At 56.5% G+C, this 19,440-nt stretch carries 15 protein-coding genes, 1 other RNA gene and 2 pseudogenes; 3 read left to right on the forward strand and 15 right to left on the reverse strand.

What is annotated here, in order from left to right:
* Both AC0SZ7_RS26700 and AC0SZ7_RS26705 read left to right on the forward strand, forming a co-directional pair.
* Nucleotides 1–1,581, forward strand: a complete 1,581-nt coding sequence (locus AC0SZ7_RS26700; RefSeq protein WP_475507189.1) for a methyl-accepting chemotaxis protein — start codon at nucleotides 1–3, stop codon at nucleotides 1,579–1,581.
* Between the two features lie 24 nt (nucleotides 1,582–1,605).
* Nucleotides 1,606–2,691, forward strand: a complete 1,086-nt coding sequence (locus AC0SZ7_RS26705; protein WP_475507190.1) for a hypothetical protein — start codon at nucleotides 1,606–1,608, stop codon at nucleotides 2,689–2,691.
* Between the two features lie 401 nt (nucleotides 2,692–3,092).
* Here the strand turns inward: AC0SZ7_RS26705 and AC0SZ7_RS26710 are convergent, their stop codons facing one another.
* Both AC0SZ7_RS26710 and AC0SZ7_RS26715 read right to left on the reverse strand, forming a co-directional pair.
* The gene (locus tag AC0SZ7_RS26710; protein WP_475507191.1) at nucleotides 3,093–4,961 is read right to left on the reverse strand and encodes a DNA/RNA helicase domain-containing protein; all 1,869 of its coding nucleotides are present in this window, start codon (nucleotides 4,959–4,961) and stop codon (nucleotides 3,093–3,095) included.
* 24 nt (nucleotides 4,962–4,985) lie between these two features.
* Nucleotides 4,986–5,369 (reverse strand): nucleotide pyrophosphohydrolase, encoded by a 384-nt coding sequence (locus AC0SZ7_RS26715; RefSeq protein WP_475507192.1) that lies wholly within the window; start codon nucleotides 5,367–5,369, stop codon nucleotides 4,986–4,988.
* Nucleotides 5,370–5,906: 537 nt separating this feature from the next.
* On the opposite strand from AC0SZ7_RS26715, the gene AC0SZ7_RS26720 reads away from it, so the two are divergent.
* Entirely contained in the window at nucleotides 5,907–6,551 is a 645-nt protein-coding gene (locus AC0SZ7_RS26720; protein ID WP_475507193.1) for a sce7726 family protein, read from the forward strand.
* 16 nt (nucleotides 6,552–6,567) lie between these two features.
* On the opposite strand, the gene AC0SZ7_RS26725 is transcribed toward AC0SZ7_RS26720, so the two are convergent.
* The 13 genes and pseudogenes from AC0SZ7_RS26725 to AC0SZ7_RS26785 form a co-directional block, all read right to left on the reverse strand.
* Complete coding sequence (locus AC0SZ7_RS26725; RefSeq protein WP_475507194.1) at nucleotides 6,568–7,704, reverse strand: beta family protein; 1,137 nt, start codon at nucleotides 7,702–7,704, stop codon at nucleotides 6,568–6,570.
* A gap of 5 nt (nucleotides 7,705–7,709) precedes the next feature.
* The gene (locus AC0SZ7_RS26730) at nucleotides 7,710–8,201 is read right to left on the reverse strand and encodes an ImmA/IrrE family metallo-endopeptidase (protein ID WP_475507195.1); all 492 of its coding nucleotides are present in this window, start codon (nucleotides 8,199–8,201) and stop codon (nucleotides 7,710–7,712) included.
* Complete coding sequence (locus AC0SZ7_RS26735) at nucleotides 8,198–8,854, reverse strand: hypothetical protein (protein ID WP_475507196.1); 657 nt, start codon at nucleotides 8,852–8,854, stop codon at nucleotides 8,198–8,200. The genes AC0SZ7_RS26730 and AC0SZ7_RS26735 overlap by 4 nt, the downstream gene beginning before the upstream one ends.
* 580 nt (nucleotides 8,855–9,434) lie before the next feature.
* Nucleotides 9,435–10,414, reverse strand: a pseudogene (locus AC0SZ7_RS26740) (integrase domain-containing protein).
* Between the two features lie 945 nt (nucleotides 10,415–11,359).
* A pseudogene (locus tag AC0SZ7_RS26745) lies at nucleotides 11,360–11,626 on the reverse strand (integrase); the annotation flags it as partial.
* Complete coding sequence (locus AC0SZ7_RS26750) at nucleotides 11,571–11,822, reverse strand: DUF6124 family protein (protein ID WP_475507197.1); 252 nt, start codon at nucleotides 11,820–11,822, stop codon at nucleotides 11,571–11,573. The gene AC0SZ7_RS26750 and the pseudogene AC0SZ7_RS26745, both read right to left, overlap by 56 nt.
* Nucleotides 11,823–12,285: 463 nt before the next feature.
* Nucleotides 12,286–12,525 carry a hypothetical protein gene (locus AC0SZ7_RS26755; RefSeq protein WP_475507198.1) on the reverse strand — a complete coding sequence of 80 codons (240 nt, stop codon included), beginning with the start codon at nucleotides 12,523–12,525 and terminating at the stop codon, nucleotides 12,286–12,288.
* 97 nt (nucleotides 12,526–12,622) lie between these two features.
* Nucleotides 12,623–13,014, reverse strand: a transfer-messenger RNA (tmRNA) gene (gene ssrA, locus AC0SZ7_RS26760).
* A gap of 94 nt (nucleotides 13,015–13,108) precedes the next feature.
* Nucleotides 13,109–13,390, reverse strand: a complete 282-nt coding sequence (locus AC0SZ7_RS26765) for a hypothetical protein (protein ID WP_475507199.1) — start codon at nucleotides 13,388–13,390, stop codon at nucleotides 13,109–13,111.
* A 290-nt stretch (nucleotides 13,391–13,680) separates the two neighbouring features.
* Nucleotides 13,681–16,491 (reverse strand): FAD-binding and (Fe-S)-binding domain-containing protein, encoded by a 2,811-nt coding sequence (locus AC0SZ7_RS26770; protein ID WP_475507200.1) that lies wholly within the window; start codon nucleotides 16,489–16,491, stop codon nucleotides 13,681–13,683.
* Nucleotides 16,488–17,159: a LutC/YkgG family protein gene (locus AC0SZ7_RS26775; protein ID WP_475507201.1), complete on the reverse strand. Its 672-nt coding sequence runs from the start codon at nucleotides 17,157–17,159 to the stop codon at nucleotides 16,488–16,490. Before AC0SZ7_RS26775 ends, AC0SZ7_RS26770 begins: the two co-directional genes overlap by 4 nt.
* Nucleotides 17,156–18,604 (reverse strand): LutB/LldF family L-lactate oxidation iron-sulfur protein, encoded by a 1,449-nt coding sequence (locus tag AC0SZ7_RS26780; protein WP_475507202.1) that lies wholly within the window; start codon nucleotides 18,602–18,604, stop codon nucleotides 17,156–17,158. Before AC0SZ7_RS26780 ends, AC0SZ7_RS26775 begins: the two co-directional genes overlap by 4 nt.
* Nucleotides 18,601–19,425 (reverse strand): (Fe-S)-binding protein, encoded by an 825-nt coding sequence (locus AC0SZ7_RS26785; RefSeq protein WP_475507203.1) that lies wholly within the window; start codon nucleotides 19,423–19,425, stop codon nucleotides 18,601–18,603. Before AC0SZ7_RS26785 ends, AC0SZ7_RS26780 begins: the two co-directional genes overlap by 4 nt.
* Between the last annotated feature and the right edge of the window lie 15 nt (nucleotides 19,426–19,440).

The raw sequence follows: 19,440 nt of genomic DNA on the forward strand, positions 1-19,440 counted from the left end.
ATGCCAATAAAAATCTCCCTGAAGAGACTGTTCGTCCTCACTTGCGCCTTAAAAGTCGGTAGCTCATTTGTTGGCTGGTATCTGCATGAGCCCTGGATCTTCGGCCTTCTGCTGCCCTTGTGCTTCATGGCAGCGTACATGCTCATTGGTTATCGGCTGCGTGATAGCGACATTTCGGCAGAGAAGTTCGCGGACTCGTGTTACTACCTGGGCTTCATCTTCACTATCTCCTCAATCATCTTCTCGCTCTTCGACCTGCCTAATATCGGTACCGACCTGACCACCATTGCCGTGCGCTTCGGCGCAGCCATGGTGAGTACCGTGCTGGGCTTAGCGGTACGCGTGACCCTAGTGAGCTTCCGGCCGAGTACTGACGATGCTCTAAGCAATGTTGAGGATCAGGTGATCGATGCCTCGCGGAAGTTGGCTGATGAGTTTCAGAAGTCTCTTGAGCGGCTGGTCGACTTCCGCGCAGATGTCATGCGCGCCACTGACGAGACGGTGACAGCGGTTAAGGAGCAGATCCTCGCGATGTCGGAGGCGCATCAGGCCAAGACCACGGAATTTTTTGCAACCATAACTCAGCACAACAAGGAAATGATGCTGGGGTTGATGCAAGACGTCCGCACTACTGCGCTGGGCATGACTCAGATCATCACGGAATATGAAGCAGTCGCCAAAGGTGCGACTGAACGAATCGATCAGTCGGTAGTGACTTTTGTTGATGGGTTGGTAACCCGTCTGGATGAGGTACAGTTCCCGGATGACCTGTTCTCCAATCGACTGGAGGGCGCCGTGACGCAGCTGGGCGTAGTCACCGAAACTGCAACCGACAGCCTCAAGTCTGTGACTCTCGATGTGCAAGGCTCTGCGCGCTTGGTCAACAACTCCATCAAGCGCATCAACGAAAAGCTGGAAAGCATGGGCAGCGTGCTGGACGACGTGCACCAGGTCGGTGCCAGCTTGGAGGTACTGACCAAGTTGCTGCAAACCCAGCAAGAAGCTGTGCTTCAGGAGATGGGCCAGCAATCCCAGTCCCTGATCGCCGTCGTGGATGCGCAACAAGAGTCGCTAAATGCCCAATTGGACTCGCAACTGGGGGCCACCACGCAACTCACCAGTTCCATTCAAGTGCTCGCTGAGGCGATGGGCCAGACCGTGGCATCGGTTGCCAAGATCCACCAGGTAGCCGAGCAGCAAGGCAGTAGTACTGAAGAGATCAAAAAGGCCAGCCAGGAACTGGTGGCAACTCTCCAACACAGCGTCCCGCAACTGCTGACGGTGGTCAGTCAATCGAGCCAGCACGCCGAGTTAGCGAATCAGGAGCACCAACAGGTCAAGGCTATGGGGCAGCAGGTTCTTCAGAGTCTTGGCCGGCTGGTGGAGCTCAGCTCTTCTCACCTTGAGTCCAATAGTGGTCTGGCCCGACTTGAGCAACTGGATAATGTACAGCGTAGGCTGGACGTCATCAGTGATCACCTTGAGAAAACGCCGCTGGGGGGCGAGAACGTGGTGCCATTCAGCCCGCCAGCAGGCGGAACTGATGATCGGCAGATTCAACCGGAATCAAGCAGCAGCTGACACTGAGTCCTGGAGCAGCCTGAAATGGTATCGAACAATGACCAAATCTTCCAGCTATCGCTGACGGAGATCGCCCTGACCCTTATCTTTATGCTGATGCTTCTGCTCGGCCTCATGGTGTTTCAACAGACTCAGGAGAACCAGAAGCTGCAAGAGCAGCTCCACGCCATCGATGGGATCGATACCAAGATGGCGCAGCTGGACAAGGCCAAGACTCAGCTCATCGATGAGATCAAAGCCCACAGCTCGCGCAATCCTGACGAGGTGATCAGCCAGTTACTCGAAGCGGGTCAGGCAAAGCAGGACGTTGTGCGATTGAAGCAGCTACTGGACGAGCAGGAACAGAAGATTACCGCCCTTGGTGAGCTACAGAAAATGGTGGAGGCGGCGGGCGGCGACGGCGGTCAGCTCGTGAAGAAACGGGTTGAAGATGCTATGGCCTTAGCAACATCGTTAAAAGAGGCGGTGCAGAAGTCGCTGAAGGATCCTCAGGACGTCGACAAAGCCAATGACGTCAAGTTTCTCAAAGAGCAAGTCGAGGCATCACTTGGCAAGCTCGATGCCCTGGAGCAATTACTGGATAAATCCCCGGCCCTCGCCAGCCTTGAAGGCAAGAGCAGCCTCGAGAAGATGCAGAAACTGGCGGAGGAGTACCAGCACTTCACGGCGATGCAAGCTGATCCGGGCAACCCTATCGCCGTGAAGAAAGAAAACGCAGACCTTAAAGGCCAGCTGCTCTACCTCAAACACCGGTTGGAGGCTAATGGTGGTATGGACTTCCCCCCGTGCTGGGCGGACGAAAAGACTGGGAAGGTGCAAATGCTCTTCACGCTGGAGCTGCGAGAGGGCGACTTGAGCCTTGAGTCTGCGTGGCCTGAAAGCCGACAGGCAGATGCCAAAGAACTGCCTAACATCGATCAGGTAATGAGTCGGCCAGTGAGCAGTTATAACGAGTTCCTGCGAGCCTTAAAGCCTATTGCCGATCTCAGTCGTGCTCAGAACTGCCGACACTACGTTCGACTTAAAAACGCGATCAACGATGCAGTCACCTCGGATCGCCGGCGCCTGAGCATCGAAGATTATTTCTACAAAATTGAGGTGCGTCGGTAACGACGCCGTCGTTTGGGCTAGGCTGGCCATGTGGTCTCCTGCCCCGGCCGTCCTCCGGGCGGTCGCTCATCCCCCCTATTTGGACACTGCACGATTGCACGATGGAGGGCGGTAACTCGAGCGTTTCGAAATCATCAGCCCTCGGCAGCACGCAACCGCCTCCAGCGAGTTCAGTATCGTTGAGGTGCAAACCCTCGACCTGTCAGAGTTTAGCTATCTCTCCCAGGCCAGCAAGAAAGCACTACCGACACAGCGGGCCAGCGAGATCGGGCAATTGCTGCCGCATCAGTGGGTGCCGACCTGACTTACGTAAGGTGAGTTGGGTGGACGCTTACGATTGTCGCCCCTGCGCGTACGATGTCTCCACTCGCATGAATAGGGGCTTCTAGCAAACGATTGCGTCAATGATTGCGGTGTTGGCTAAGCCGACTCTCGAAGTATTCCGCAGTCTCTTTGTCGGTGCAGTACAGATAGCAACCTTTCATCCCGCGTGTCATCAGGGTTCGGTATGTATTCTTGATGATCAGGTCTGTTTCATTTTTCGCGAGGGTAGGTTGCTCTTTCATCATCTTTTTCCAGCCGCGAATCGATTTATCGTGCTTGTCGCGCTCATCTGGGGATGTCACGACCTTACCGTCACGTACGACCAGATCTGGTCCGATAATCACCCCGATGTAGTCGACCTCCAAACCTTGGCAGGTATGAATGCAGCCAACCTGCTCAATGGAGTTTTCAGCGATGATCCATAGGCTGCCATCCTGATCCAGATTCCATTGGCGTTTGTAGTCACCAATCACGATATCAGCAGCGGCGGGGTCTTTCTTGCTCAACCAAGGCCAGCAATAGCCCGCGACCACACGAGCTTTATTTCCGTGGTTTTTCTCGTTGATTGCTTCATGCATCGCCTTAGGTGAGTCGAACACTTTAAACTCGTACTCTTGAGTCTCAAGCGTCGGATTTGCCGTCGAGCGAATGCCTAGCGTGTCATCCAGCCATGCCAGGTAACCGTCAGAACCACTGCAGCGAAACTGCGAAGACAGCGCGTGTTCTTCAACCACAGCACCCTTAGCTTTCGCAAAGGCGCGAATCGCCTGTTTACTGCCGATATCGCTCAAGGTTACACGCTGGTCCTCATCAATAAAAAAAATGGAGCATTTCGCTGAGTCAATCAGCTCCTTGATCTGATTTTCCCCAAGGTTTCCATAAAGCCCGCTTTTCTCATTTAGCCGGTGAGCTTCGTCTACGATAAGCGCATCGAATGTGTTGGGCTCAGTGTCGATGAATGCCCCAGAGCCTGAGAAGAAATTCGAGAAATGGCTACGCTTGATGGTGCCAACCAGTTTGCTCTCGTAGACCTTGCGCGGGGCTGCGTTCTTGGAGACGTATTTGCTCATCAGCTTCAATTCAGTGAGCCTCACCAGCAGATTGATAGCCAGAACGGTCTTCCCGGTGCCCGGTCCACCTTCAATGATCATCACCTTGGGGGCTTGGTCCGAGGCCTCGCTTGCCGCAGCCAGCGCCGACTCAAAAATTGCTTTCTGATCGTCAATCAATACGAACTCGGGTTTGCCTTTCATCAACCCACCGAGGGCTTCGGCTAGCGCCTTGGACGGGCGAATTTTTCCTTCGGAAAGCTCGTAAAGAACCTCTTTGTTGTCGCCATGACTTATATGTCTTTTCAGAAAGCTTCTGAGTTTACTGAGCTCTTCCGGGCCTTTCAGAAACAGCGGAGCCTTGCTGATGTGGGGCTCGTAGTGAGCCGAATCTATGATGCCGTCACTGACATAGTTGTGAAGGTAGGCACACGGACGGATTTCGATGCTTTTGTCATACACCGCCTCGTTGAAGCCTTCCAACAGCGCTGCATATGACCAAACCTGATAGGACGGGTGAATGGTCTCAATGAGGCCGCCACCCAACGCCGTTTTGACGATGGCATCCTTGGTTGTGGCGTTGGCCTTGCTCCATTGCTTCAGCTCGATCAGTACGGCCTTTTTTGCCTGGTTTTCGTCGCGACCGGTGAGTAGAAAGTCGATTCGCTTCGACGACTGCGGAATGTGCAATTCAATGGCCAGGCCTGCATCGCTCGGGAGGTCCTCATCTCTAAGGACCTTGGCCATGTACGTCAGGGACCCTTGCCATGACCTTATTTCCGAGGAGCCAACGTTCTTGCCGGTAGCTTCCTTGTAATGCCTGTGGATGACATCCTCAATGTCATCGTTATCGTTGTCTTTAAGAAATTGCTGTTTGGTCGCAGCGTAAACGATCACGGGTTGTCCTTAGGTGCGTGTTGGTCAAAGTCGGTCGTACTTTTTGCTGCTGCTTCTGGCTTTATCCACGGGGTACTTCTGGCCATTCGAGGCGAGTTTCTGTGTCACGGCCTCGTTGAGGTCAATGCCGAGTACGCTGCTCAGGCGAGCGAGGTACATCAGTACGTCCGCCAGTTCGTCCTTGACGGCTTGGCCGATCTCGGGATCTGTTGCGGCGGAAATTGCGTCGGCATCGCTCATCCATTGGAAAATCTCGCACAGCTCGCCTACCTCGCCAGTGAGGGCCAGGATGAGATTTTTGGGGGAGTGGAACTGCTGCCAGTCGCGATCATCTGTGAAACGCTGAAGGGTGGCGGCTAGCTGCGTTGTGTCGACCAGCGGCGCGGCAGGGCAATCTGGGTCACTCACGGGGTTATCTCTTGGTTATCAGTGAAGGGCAGACGGCCCGTAGGAATTCATACCTTGGATTGTAAGACTTTTCAGGGCTGAGCGGGCTTCGTTTTACAAAATACCATTTGCCGATCTTATTTCCGGTCTGCACTCGCTTTTTATCAGCTTATATTCTGGGTCATGCACGCGGGTGCGTTATCGCAGACAAGGGACATACTCTTCAACTGGTGATTATGATGTCGTACGATCAGTTTGATTTTTAGCGTATGGGCTTTGTTTTCTAGCTTGTTGGGGGGGATGTATACGTGCCCTTGGATAGATGGATGATTTCGTAAAATTGCCTATCGTAAAGTTTGATCTTTCTATCCTGTGTGTGCACTTTTCTATAGTGTCATATGGTATTTCATAATGCGGGTTTGAAAATTGCTCATTCAGTTGGTTGTGGGTTTTGGGGAGATTTAAATGCTTGAGATTTTTTTAGGTGTGATATAGAATATTTTTTGCAGTTTTAAAATTGTTTGCTGCAGAGATTTTACTATTTTTGGGGAGGTGTTGGTGCGGGAGAAGGAAATAAAATCGCTGGTGCTTAGTCATTTGATTTCTAGCGGAAGTTTAACTAGGGAAGGGCTGGTTTTTAGTGAGATGAGTCTGGCGAAAAAGGTTAGACGACTAGATCTTGGGTATGTATGCGAAGGTAAAATGATTGCAGTAGAAATAAAAAGCGAAAAGGATACTTTGGCTCGTTTGATTGGGCAGGTTGATGAGTACTGTAAATATTTTGACAAGGTTGTCGTTGCGGTCGCTCCGAAGTTTGTAAGGAAAGTGGAGGAGCTGTTGGTCGATAAACGCGTAGGGGTGTGGGAGGTTTCGAAGGATAGTTTGAAGGTGGTGCGAAAGGAAAAGATAATAAAAGGAGCCTGTAAAGAAAACTATCTTGATCTCATGACGCGACGTGAGCTTTCGATGTTAGCTAAGAAGGTTGGTGTCGTACCAGCTGAGTTAGGGATCTACGACCTGAAGGTTGCTGTTAGGGGGCGTATTTCACGCCTATCGAAGTCGGATATTAAGTCTGTTTTAGCAGACGGGCTACATAATAGGTTTTTGATGGCGTCTGAGCGATTTATGAAGAAGGCCTTCTTGGAAGGAAGAGTGTCCCCGTTAGACGTAGACCTGTTAAGTCCTTACAAAGTAATTGTCTAGTTGGGGACCTGGGCTCTCAGTCTGTCCATTCTTCGTCAGTATCAATCTCTGAAGTTTCCGTGTCGTAGTGAAGTTGGTTGAATAGGTGGATGTTTATCCTGACAGCAGTTGAACGCATTGGGCTGCTTATTCCAAATTCGCTTCCTTCCGCAGTTATTTCAATCTGCTGAGTTCCCCATAGCCTGAGCTCAGGAATCCAATATGTATTGGTGGTTATTTCCTTGGCTATCTCTATATAAGCTGCGCGACGTCTCTCTTGGGCATTCGGTGCGTCATCATCTACCTCTCGCCGAACAAATTTCCAGTCCTTTTTTAACGGGTAATCAATTCTTGGAGGTGGGGTTCCTGCACCACCATCTTGTTTGTCGGCCCTAGCGCTTCCTCTGTCCGAATATATAATTGGCTTTAAGTCGGCGCGCTCGGATATTTGGTTGTAAAGCATTCGTTCATATATTGAGTTTTCTCCTTGTTTTTGCCCGGCAAAACCATAGGGGAAAGATGATGCGCTTACAGCTATTTCTAGGCTGCTGGCATGAACCCGAGCTGAAGTTATGAACGAAGCTAAAGTATTGATTCTTTCGCTGAATTTTGCATCTATTTGTCCTAGGTCGTATATCATAAGAGTTTTTTCTAGAACTTCTGCGCCCAGTGCTTTAAGTATTAGCTCTTGCCTTTCGTAGTTTTCGGGTGTTGGATTTAGTCTGATAACCAGTCCGCGGGCTAATGCACATAACTTGATTGCCTGCTCGTGTAGTTCCTCTAGGTCTTCCAGGTTTTCGAGTCGGAGACAGGGAATAGTTTCTTCATGGTCTTTAATGAACTCATACCAATTATTAAAAGCGTCGTGAGGATCGAGAAGCTTCTGTAGCTCGTGAAAAACTGGGCGCTCAGGAAAAGAGCCAGTAAATAAGAAGGTTTTATTGGAAGAAAGAAATTTTGTGTCGATGTCAGCAATCCAAGGCCTGGAGCCAGTAGCCTCCCTGATTTTTTTGATAGAGCTCGAAAGTTTGTGGGCACTTGCCCATCCTTTAAGCGGAAATAGCGGAAGTATCATATCTCTGTCTTTATCTGGAAGCTGTTCCATCGCAGTTATTTCTGCAATGCTAATGGCCAGTAAAGGGATGTATTTCCAATTGTCGAAGTTTTTATGCATGACAGTTACTTTCCAAGTCTGATTCTAACCGCTGCCAAGGAAACTTGCGCAAGCTCTGATATGTTTTTGAGTTTCTCTTCGGCTTTTAAAGAGTTTAAATTTGCTAGTGCAACTTGTATGAGGTTATACGGCATTATTATGTCTGCAGCTAATCGATTAGCTTGTCTTTCCAGATCATCTGTTAATCCCGAACGATAAAGGACGTCGTCGGTAATTCCGTTAGCCAATCGGTCACGATGCAATAAAAAATGAGAAATTTCATGGGCGATTGTGAAACGCTGGCGCTCCCTCACATCATGCCTATTGACTTTTATTGTTACTTTACCTTCTGCCTCTCTTATTTCACCCGAAATTGAGCCGGGCATTGTTGACTTCATTACAGTTATTTCGAAGTCTTTCGCAATTGCACCTACTGCCACAGGGAAGGAGGCTTGGTGCTGGAGAATAATCTGACGTTGAAAATCGTTCAGAGAGTTCCATTCAAAAGAATATTTCAATTGGTGTCTCCATTTTCTGAGGCTTCATCTGCAATGGAAATGCCCCTGTACATCACATTTTCAACGGCATTTTGAATTATTTTATCAAATCGCTTGTTTTCCATCAGCGCTATGATGTTTTTTTCTGTTTCAGCAGGTAGCTCTTCTTTTGTTATTTTCTCGACAGTGTCTTTTGCAGCTGTTTTTGCGCTTCTGGCAGCTTCTTCGCGTATGTTTGTATATCCAAAAATAGATAGTATCGCGAATACTACTCCAAGTATGGTTATCAATACAGATACGCATGTGAGTACTATAGTTATAGTGTTGATATCGCCAGGCTTTTCGAAATTTTCTATCTGTTTACGAAGCGCTTTTATTTCTTCTTGCTGGCTGCTGATTTTTACTGCCAATTTGCTGATTTCTTTTGTCGTTATTAGTGCATTTTCTGCGACTGCAGTGCGTACTACCATTTCTGTTTCTGAATTACTAGATGTTGTCGCGTTTGGATTTTTTTCAACTACGTATATTCTTGAGGCTTCAGGGTTTGAAGCATTGGCTGGACGAACAAGCACAAAGATGGTCAGTAATAAGAGAGCGGCAGCTAATAGAAGCGATCTTGGAGCGTATCTTCGGGTGTTGGAGATGTATTTTTTTAAAAATTTCCCAATTGTCATGTCCTAATCCAAATCTCACAGCCGCTAGCTTTCAGAAATTATGGAAATACATCGCTCTTTAGCCGAATCGGTACAGCTGATGGCGAGTCCGTAGTGCTCTGTCAGTGTGCCATCATCAGGTGAGGGTTTTCAATGCCTAAACCGCGATTGCTTGTGCAAGATGCCTAGCTGCTAGCCCACATTCTCGCGTGAGAGCTAGGTCGTCCAAAAAACGTAAAGCGCAGCCCATAGTGTTAGATCACCGTTTTCCGTGTAAAACGATCGCAGCCAGTGTCAATGGTCGACGTGTCAACGGAAAAAGACGCGGTTCAGTCCTCGAAAACCTAGCCTTTGCCCAACCTCACGGTTATGGGCTGAACCGTCAGGCGGTAGTAATAGCGAGTTGCATGACTGTGGTGATTGAGGCGATGGCGTAGAAACCAGTATAAATGCTTCCTCTGCCATTTCCAGGGGGTATCCCGCCCCCACCGCTTTTCGATGGCGAACTGAATAAACTTAGCCTGACGTACATGGCGTTGCTGCGTTGCATACGATCCACTCAACACGCCAGCTATGAAGAGCTCCATATTGAATGATTTACTCATCCCGAGCCCCCGATATACGCAGAGATAATATCAATTCGACCATGTCCCAGCTCATGGGCGATTTGTATTCGGGCTTTAGCGTCTGAATAACGATCATGCCGGTAAAGAGCTCCACCGTTAATTGGTGCCATATTTCGAGTGACGTACTCGTAGCGTTCACACGCGTACGCCGCACGCAGCTCATGGCCCCTTTGATGCGGTGAGCGTGCAAGATCTTCCGAGCGGGTCGCGCAATTTTTTGCAGGACACTCTTATAGTTTCGTTTCGGCGCAATCATGTTGCAACTACCTGCTGGCGATGCTTTCGTTGCGAACGCCAGTGCATCTAGGGCATGATCATCCACTCCAATTCAACGTTGCGCCGACGCCCCAGCCCGGCCGCCCTTGGTGCCGTCCTGAATACTGATCCTGCCGAGCTTGCTCGCCTCACGGCATAACCTTGGCAGATCAGCCAAAATCGCCTCACGCAATCTCATGCCCGTAGCCCGCGCCAACAGAACAATAGCTGCCACCCGAAACTGGCCACTACGACACAGCGCATCAATGATCTGCTTCACCTGCTCGCGATCTTGCCCCTGCGGTACCGATTGCCGAACTCGGTTGCGCTGCATCCCCAATGCCTTGCTCGGACTGAGCAATTTCACGCACTGATCACCGCGAAGCACCGCCATTGTCCTGTTAACGCTGGATAGCCGGTTTTATGCGGTGCTGACGGCGAGATCACCGCGCCCAACCACTTCGCGCAGATACGCCGCATAGTCCGCCAACACCTTCCGATCAATCTGTCGCGCATCATTGATACCGGGGCCCTGTTCGGAGCGGCACCATTTGACGAATGCCTGCCACCGATCACAGTGCGCTTTGACCGTGCCGTAGTGGCCACCGCCGAACATGTCTTTCAACGCCTGTGGTCCTGCATAGCTCAATTGCCTGCCATAGCCGAAGTTACGGCCATGGCGTTTACCCACCAATGCCATGTCGGTCACCTCATCGTCCGCTCTTCGATCCTCGCCCCACGTCATCCCGCCAAGGATGTTGAGTGTTATCAGGGATCAAGGCCCCTGCGACCTGTGGGGAATGTCCACTACGCGGGACTGGCGGCTCCTTACGACCGGGAGCAAGGGCATCTCATGATCTGACCTCCTGAGCACCGTTGCCGATGGGCGGGTGGAGGCTGCACGGGCTGACGAGACCAGTGCCGCGAGATCCTGAACCGGGTGAACGCAGCAATGCGATGACCGGGGCATGCCTGACTGTCAGTCAGGTGCAGTCCATTCCCGGGTCTGCGGCACCATCATCTACAGCGCTGTTGCTGGTGACATCGGCGTTTGTCACGCCGATTGTCACAAGGGGGAATGCCGCAAAGCTATGTGCGATCAGGGCTGTAGCAGTGGTAGAAGTGCCCGTCTCTTTCCAGAAGAAAGAGACGGGCACAGGTTGGCGCAATATTCGGCCAAGCGGATAGGTTGCTGCAGGGCAGCGAGGTACGGTATGTCAGGCGCACGAGGGCCATATGTGTAAGAGCATTCATCACCGGGGAGGTGACCGGGCGAGCTGCCGGATGCGAATCGCCCTTGGGGAGAACCACCGCGGGAGCGGCGTGACCTTTAAGGTTCGGGTCACCTGGGGTGCTGTCATCGACAGCGCTTGCACGGCCAGTTCTACGCGTGTGGATAAACCCGGTCAAGGTTCGAAATTCAGGGCCACTTTGGACTTGAAGCACGATTGTCCACGGGTGGAGTTCCGTGGCAAATTCCGGACAACGTGTTTGCTTTTAGCTCTTCAAAGTAAGGTCCATCCAAACAGGGCGGCTTTGCAGCCCTGTTTGGATGGCCCCGTGCTGAGAAGCGGATAAGCGAGGCTGCTTTCCCTGAATCTTGAATGCTCAGTTGTTGCTGCTGCCGTTCTTGCGCCGTACAGAGCTAGCGTATCGGCACCATGTTCTTGTCTCTGACTTGGCCGTATGCAGAGGCGAGCAGACTTCCGGTGGCGGCTTTCTGGATGTACTCCCTCCACCAAGCCATCATCGGGCGTCGGCGCTCAATGTAGTCGGCACGGTTGTAGGCGCTGCGCACCCCATCCTTGTCGACGTGCGCCAACGCCACTTCGATGAGTTCCGGCTCCCACCCATGTTCATTCAGGATGATGCTGGCCATCGAGCGCCTGCCGTGGCTGACCAAGCGATCCTGGACCCTGCACCCGCAAAGCCAAATCCACCTTCCCCCGCGCCACTTCAATCAAATGCACCACCGCAAACCCAAAATCCCTCCGATCTCCCACCAGCTCATCAGCATTCTCATAAGCCGTAGCCTTCGCAGCCCGCAATATCCCATCGATATCGAAAAGCAGCTGCTCGACAGTCAATTCCTGAACGTCATGATTCATGGTCTAGCTCCCAGAGTTATGGAGCTGCCACTGGCCTTCCTACGGGCTTTGGGTGGCAGCTGTACGTGGGGTAGGAATACCGGAACTCTAGGCAACCGGCCACGCGCGAGCGTGCCCACGCACAGCTGCCATAGCGTGCTGCAGGTGCGCGTGAGCGCTTGCAGTCGATACGGTTGGCACGTGCGCGCCTAGTTTTGTTCCGGGTTCCTACGCCCAGGTCGCTGATTTGGCAGCGACGGAGGGAAGGGTAACGGGGGATGGGGTTTGTCGCAAGGTGGGGTGTGCTGGGGATTTTGGGTGGGGCTCCCGGCCAGCGCAGCCTGCGGCAGCGGCTACGGTTCGCGGTGGGTTTTTCGCGGGCAGAGCCCGCTCCCACAGGGGTGGTAGCGAAGATGCGTGGTGGTCAGGCGGGCGCTATCGCGAGCAAGCTCGGCTCCTACGGAAATGGTGCCGAGCAGGTCTATTACTGCAGCGCTTGCAACCGCTCTTGTACGGCATCATCGAAGATGATGTACAGCGTTTCAACATCCGCAGGCCGCACCTTCCGGCCACTCGCCAGCTCGGCAATCACGTCGATCTGCAGCGCCGCTTCACGCTCTAGATCCTCCCGCGTACTAGCCGCATTCAACGCCCGCACCAGGTCATCAATCGCGCCGCGTGCAGGCTTGGGAAGCTTCAGCAATTCCAGTCGTTCTTGGAGCATGGGCAGTGATCTCTGGCGGGGATGAAGGGCGCAAAAACAACCACCCGGAAACAAAAAAAGGCACCTGCTAGAGGTGCCTTTTTCGTGACGCTTTGTTTGGTGGAGCCGGGGGGATTTGAACCCCCGTCCGCCAGTACTCTGCTGTCGGTTCTACATGCTTAGCCGTGTCTATTAAGTTAACCCTCGGCCGCCCGACGGGCAGGGTGCTTCAGGCGAGTTGTGTAAGTTTTAGGCGCTTCGTCCACAACGTACTAGGCGACGATTCTGTTCTATATGACAATCGCTTCGAGTTTACAGACATCCTCTAACGATTGCTGGAGCCGAAGCTACCAGAAGGGAAAGCTAACACCGCTTACGCGGCGAGAGCGAATTCCCCGTAATTGTCATCATTGGCAATTATAAAGTTTGCAACAGTGGATTTACGAGTTCTGTTACCCACTCGGCATGCACCTAGAGTTTCGTTACCGGCGTCGAATCCTAATCGGCCCCGCTTTCTGCTCTTGCCTGTCCGCGCTAGCGGGCAGGACGATCAGTGTACGGCAAAACGTGGCGGGAGTCGACCGTCTGTCACGTCTGGGCGGTTTTACTGCGATTTGCCGTCGGTGTTGGTGGCCTTGTCGATGTCACCCAGCACGCGGGTGGACAGGGCGATGCAGGTTTTCTTGTCGCCGGCGGCCTGGGCTGCCTGGGCTTTCTGGATGTCTTCCTTGCTGGAATCCATGATTTGCGCGGAGGCGCTGCCGGCGGTTTTGTCGGCGTCGTCGATTTTCTGCAGGTTGGCGGCGCACAGGTCGTCGGCGGCGAAGGCGTGGGAGGTCATCAGGGCGGCGGCCATGCACAGGCCGGTCAGGGTAAGACGTTTCATGGTAAGTCTCCTCGACGTGGAAGACTCGGCAGCGCCGACCGGGAAAGGCTCAGGCACCGAGCGCGATTGAGCCTTTTTAGCAGGCCTTGATAGATGGACTTTGGGGGTTGCAAGGGGTTCGAAATATTTGCGCGGGGATAGTGTGAAAAAGCCATTTCAATTGCAACAGAATACTTCTGTAGCCGCTGCCGTAGGCTGCGCTGGGCGGTATGAAGCCTGAAGATTTTCAGTGAAACATAGGGCCAGCGCAGCCTGGCGGCAGCGGCTACGGGGTCGGCTTCTTGCAGGCCTCAGGTTGCCCGCGGGCGGGTGACGCGGTCTACCAGGTAGACGAGGCCGTGGTAGTCGATGCCGCTGTGGCTGCTGAGGCCTATTTCGCAGGTGCGGCTGGTGGAAATGCCTTCTTCGCAGTATTGGACGGCATCCTTTAGCGTGCGCAGGGCGTGGTCGTTGAGTTCGGGGGTGGTGAAGCCTTTGTCGCCAGCGAAGCCGCAGCAGTGGATGCCTTCGGGGATGACGACCTTTGTGCTGCAGCGCCGCGCCAGGTCGATGAGGGCCTGGCTTTCGCCCAGGTGCTGGGTGCTGCAGGTGACGTGCACGGCGATGTGTGTGTCTTGCGGGGTGAACACCAGTTTGTCCAGCAGGTGGGTGCGGATGAAGCGCACCGGGTCGTAGAGGTCCAGGCGGGTGTCGGCAAGGTCTTGCACCAGGCGCAGGGTGCAGGGGCTGGTGTCGCAGTAGATGGGGTCGAGGCCGCCGCGGCTGGCGGTGAGCAGGGCGGCGATGAGTTCCTGGCGTTTGTGTTCGGCTTGCTCGGCGTAGCCTTTGGAGGCGAAGGGCTGGCCGCAGCAGAGGCTGTCCTGGTTGGCGGGGAATATGACCTGGTAGCCGGCTTTTTCCAGCAGGCCGCGGGTTTTGTCGAGCAGGGACATTTGTTCGCGGTCGCTGGCGGCCGGGCCCATGACGCGGGACACGCAGGCGGCCAGGTACACCACGCGGGGGCGGGCGTCGGTGACCGGCGGGGTGATGCGGATGGCATTTTCCGGTTGCGGCATGGCGGCGGTCCACCGCGGCACGCGGCCTTTGGAGGCGCGGGTGAGGCTGGCGGACAGGCTGGCCAGGCGCGGCGCGCCCAGCAGCATGCGTGCACCGTTGGCCACGTGCAGGGTGAAGCGCGCGCCTTGCAGGGCGGTGCTGAAGTGTTCGCCCAGCCAGGTGGCCGCCTTGAGGTTTGTGGCGTTGCGGGCGCGCAGTTTTTTCACCAGTTCGCCGGTGTTGATGCCCACCGGGCAGCGCTGGGCGCACAGGCCGGTGGCGGCGCAGGTGTCGATGCCCTGATATTGGAAGTCCTGTTCCAGGGCGCTGGTGTCTAGGCCTGCGCGTTTTTTTGCCTGGATGTCGCGCCACATCACGATGCGCTGCCGTGGGCTGAGGGTCAGGCCTTTGGATGGGCACACCGGCTCGCAGAAGCCGCACTCGATGCACTTGTCGACGATGCCGTCCGCCGCGGGCATTGGCTTCAGATTTTTCAGGTGGATGTCTGGGTCTTCGCTGAGCACCACGTCAGGGTTGAGGATGCCGGTGGGGTCGAGCAGGCGCTTGAGCTGCCACATCAGCTGGTAGGCGTCGTGGCCCCATTCCAGTTCGACAAAGGGCGCCATGTTGCGGCCGGTGCCGTGCTCGGCTTTCAGCGAGCCGCCGAATTCCACCGCCACCAACTGCGCCACGTCGTCCATGAACGCCTGGTAGCGCGCCACTTCCGCGGGGTTGTTGAAGCCCTGGGTGAAGACGAAGTGCAGGTTGCCCTCCAGGGCGTGGCCGAACAGGATGGCTTCGTCGTAGCGGTGTTTGTCGAACAGGGCGATGAGGCGGTTGACGCCGATGGCCAACTGTTCGACGGGGAAGGTCACGTCTTCGATGATCACCGTGGTGCCGGTCTGGCGCACGGCGCCCACTGCCGGGAAGGTGTCTTTGCGGATGGCCCACAGCCGGGCGTTTTCCACCGGGTCTTCGCTGAAGTCGACCTGGCGTTCTACCGGGAAGGGCGCCAGGGCGGCCATGATCAGCGCGAGTTGTTCGTGCAGCAGGGCCTGGCTGGCGGCGCGGCTTTCGATCAGCAGGGCGCAGGCGCCGTCGGACAATTCGCGGACGAACGCGGGCATGCCTTTCATGTTCTGCACCGAGCGCAGGCTGCGGCGGTCCAGCAGTTCCACGGCGGCCACCGGTTGGGTCTTGAGCACGGTGACGGCGTTGCAGCAGGTTTCCACGCTGGGGAAGACGATAAGCGCCGAGGCCTTGAAAGGGTGGTCGATGACGGTGTCGTAGGTGACGGCGCTGATGAAGCCCAGGGTGCCTTCGGAGCCCACCAGCAAGTGGCTGAGGATGTCCAGCGGGTCGTCGTAGTCCACCAGGGCGTTGAGTGACAGGCCGGTGGTGTTTTTCAGACGGTATTTGTGTCGGATTCGTGCGGCCAGTTCGGCGTTGGCGCGGGTCTCGCGGCCCAGTTCCGCCAGGCGCTCCAGTAGGGTGCCGTGGCTGTGGCGGAAGGCGGCGACGCTGGCCGGGTCTTCGCTGTCCAGGCGGGTGCCGTCGGCCAGCACCAGGCGGATGCCGGCCAGGGTGTGGTAGGTGTTTTGCGCGGTGCCGCAGCACATGCCGCTGGCGTTGTTGGCGACGATGCCGCCGATTTTGCAGGCGTTGATGGACGCCGGGTCGGGGCCGATCTTGCGCCCGAACGGTGCCAGCCAGGCGTTGGCCTGGGCGCCGATGACGCCGGGCTGCAGGCGGATCTGCCTTCCCTGGCCGCGAATTTCGCGGCCGTTCCAGTTGTCGCCCAGCACCAGCAGCACCGAGTCGCTGATGGCCTGCCCGGACAGGCTGGTGCCCGCGGCACGGAAGGTAACGGGCACCTGGTGCTGGTGGGCCAGCTTGAGCAGGGCCACCACTTCGTCTTCGGATTCCACGCGAATCACCAGCTTGGGAATCAGCCGGTAAAAACTGGCGTCGGTGCCGAAGGCCAGGGTGGAGGTGGGGTCGTCGAACCGGCGTGCGGCCGGAATCAGTTGGCAGGCGTCACGCAGGAAGGCAGCGGGCAGGCTCATTGGTCCTCCAGAATCAGTACCACCAGGTCCTTGGGCCCGTGGGCGCCATAGGCCAGCACCTGTTCGATGTCGGCGGTCTTCGATGGCCCGGAGATTAGCAGCGCGTTGGTGGGCATGCCGCCGGCCCAGTTGAACTGGCGTTGCACGCTGTAGAAGTTGTCGTGGATTTCGCTGGCCTTCAACAGGGCGAAATGCACCGGCGGCACCAGGCTCATCAGCCGCGGTTCCTCGCGGGTCGGCCACAGGATAAGGCTGCCGGTGGCGGCGATGGCGCCCAGGGTGCTGGTGAGGCCGGCGCTGGTGTCGTTGAACAGCTCGGCTTTCCATTCTTCCACGGGGCGGTCGTAGGCTTTCAGGGCGGGCAGGCCGGTTTCGCTTTGCCAATGTTCGCTGACGCGCCGGCCGTGGGGCGTGCCGGGGGCGATCAGCAGGTTGGGCAGCTGGCGGTCGCGCAGCAACTGCGCCAGCAGCGCCGGCCAGGCAGCGTCGCTGGTCAGGTGGATTTCGGTGTGCACGGCTTCCATCAGCTTGCGCAGCTGGGCCAGGCGTTCGCCTTGTGGATAAGTCCACGGGCGGGTGACCAGCGCTTCGTCGAAGTTATCCACAATGGGCGTGGTGCCGGTCAGGCTTTTCCGCAGTTTCCCGAGAATGTTCTGTTTCGCGCTCATTGGTTGTCTCCCAGGTGTTCGCGGGCCAGGTCGTGCAGTGAGCGCGCGGCGGGTTTCGGTGCGCTGTGGTTTTGCGTCCACGGGCCGACGTTGTTCGGCGCCAGGCTGCGCAGGCGCGTGGCGCAGAAGCTGAACGCGCGGTACAGCAGCGGCGAGCGGTTGAGCGTGGCCCAGGCGTTCCAGATGAAGCGCTCCTTGCGCGAATACTTGCTGCCCTGGCCGCGCATCACTTGATGTGGGCTGCCCGGGGGCTTGACGTTTTCCTCGCGCAGGCGCCGCAGGATGGCCGGGATGGGGATTTTAACCGGGCACACTTCACCGCAGGCGCCGCACAGCGACGAGGCGCTGGGGTGGTCCGGCACCTTGGCCAGGCCCACCAGGTGCGGGGTGATGATTTTGCCGATGGGGCCGGGGTACACCTCGCCGTAGGTGTGGCCGCCGACGCGGGTGTACACCGGGCAGTGGTTCATGCAGGCGCCGCAGCGGATGCAGTTGAGGGTCTGGCGCAGCTCGCTGTCGGCGAAGGCCTGGCTGCGGCCGTTGTCCAGCAGCACCAGGTGCACTTCCTGGGGGCCGTCGAGCTCGTCGGCCTTGCGCGGGCCGCTGATCATGTTGACGTAGGTGGTGATGGGAATGCCCAGCGCCGAGCGGGTCAGCAGCGACAGCAGGGGCACGGTGTCGCGCAGGTTTTCCACCACCTTCTCGATGCCGGTGACGGCGATGTGCACAGGGGGCACGCTGGTGGTCATGCGGCCGTTGCCTTCGTTTTCCACCAGCAGCAGGGTGCCGGTCTCGGCCACGGCAAAGTTGACGCCGGACACGCCGATGTCGGCCTCGAAGAATTTCTGCCGCAGCACGCGGCGGCCGATCTGGATCAGCTGGTCGACGTCCCTGGTGTATTCCACGCCGAGTTTGTCGTGGAACAGCGACGCGACCTGGCCGGCGTTCTTGTGGATGGCCGGCATGATGATGTGGGACGGCTTCTCGTGATCCAGCTGGACAATGTACTCGCCCATGTCGGACTCCAGGCATTCGATGCCGCGGGCCTCCAGCGCGTGGTTCATTTCCATCTCTTCGCTGACCATGGACTTGCCCTTGATCACCTGGCGCGCGCCGTGGGCGTCGATGATGCCCTGGACGACGGCGTTGGCTTCGCCCACGGTCTCGGCCCAGTGCACCTTGACGCCGTTGCGGGTGAGGTTGGTTTCCAGGGTTTCCAGCAGGTCGGGCAGCTTCGACAGGGCGCGGGCGCGGATGGCATTGCCCAGGGCGCGCAGTTGCTCGCGCTCGTCGGGGTCGGCGAAGGCCACGGCGCGCTTGGTCATCAGCGAATCCATGGCGGTGCGGAAGTTGTTGCGCAGCTGCGTGTCGCCCAGCGCCTGGTGGGCGCGGGTGCGGAAGTCGTCTTCAATTTCGACGGCGGGAATGCGTGCCTGGCTGGTCATTGGCCACTCCCGCTGCGCTGCCACAGGAACGTGGCCAGGTGTTGGCCGCGCAGGGCCTCGCGTTGTTTTTCCAGGGCGCCGTTGATGTTCATCAGGCAGCCGCAGTCGGCGCTGAGCACCTGGTGGGCGCCGGATTCCTTCAGGTTGCGGGTCTTGTCGGCCACCATGGCGCCGGAAATGTCTGGCATGCGCACGCTGAACGTCCCACCGAAGCCGCAGCATTCACTTTCGTGGCTGTGCTCCACGCGTTCCACGTTGCCAAGCTGGGCCAGCAGGGCGCGGCCGTGCAGGTGGGTGTTCATTTCGCGGCGGGCCGAGCATGAGGTGTGCAGCGCCACTTTCACCGGTTGGCCGCTGTCCTTTAGCTGCACCTTGCACACGTGCAGCAGGAATTCGGCCAGCTCATAGGTGCGTTCGGCCAGGGACTGCACCTGTTCGAGCATGGCCGGTTCGCCCTTGAACAGATCGGCGTAATGCTGGCGCAGCATGCCGGCGCAGGAGCCCGAGGGCACTACCACGGGCTGGTCGTTGGCGAACAGCTTGAGCTGCGTGCGCGCCACTTCCCGGGCCTGGTCGGTGTAGCCGCTGGTGTAGGCCGGCTGGCCGCAGCAGGTCTGGCCCTGTGGGAAGTCGACGCGGATGCCTTCGCGTTCCAGCAGGCGGATCGCATCCATGCCGGCCTCGGGGTAGAACAGGTCGACCACGCAGGTGCCGAACAGGTACACCCGCGCAGGCTTCGCCGCAGGGTAGCTGCGCGGCTGGGGAATGGGGGGCGCAACGCGGGTGGCGTTGGGCATGGCGTTGTGGAAAAGCTCGCTCATCAGGCGTTGTCTCCG

Source organism: Pseudomonas sp. JC1203, assembly GCF_056175065.1.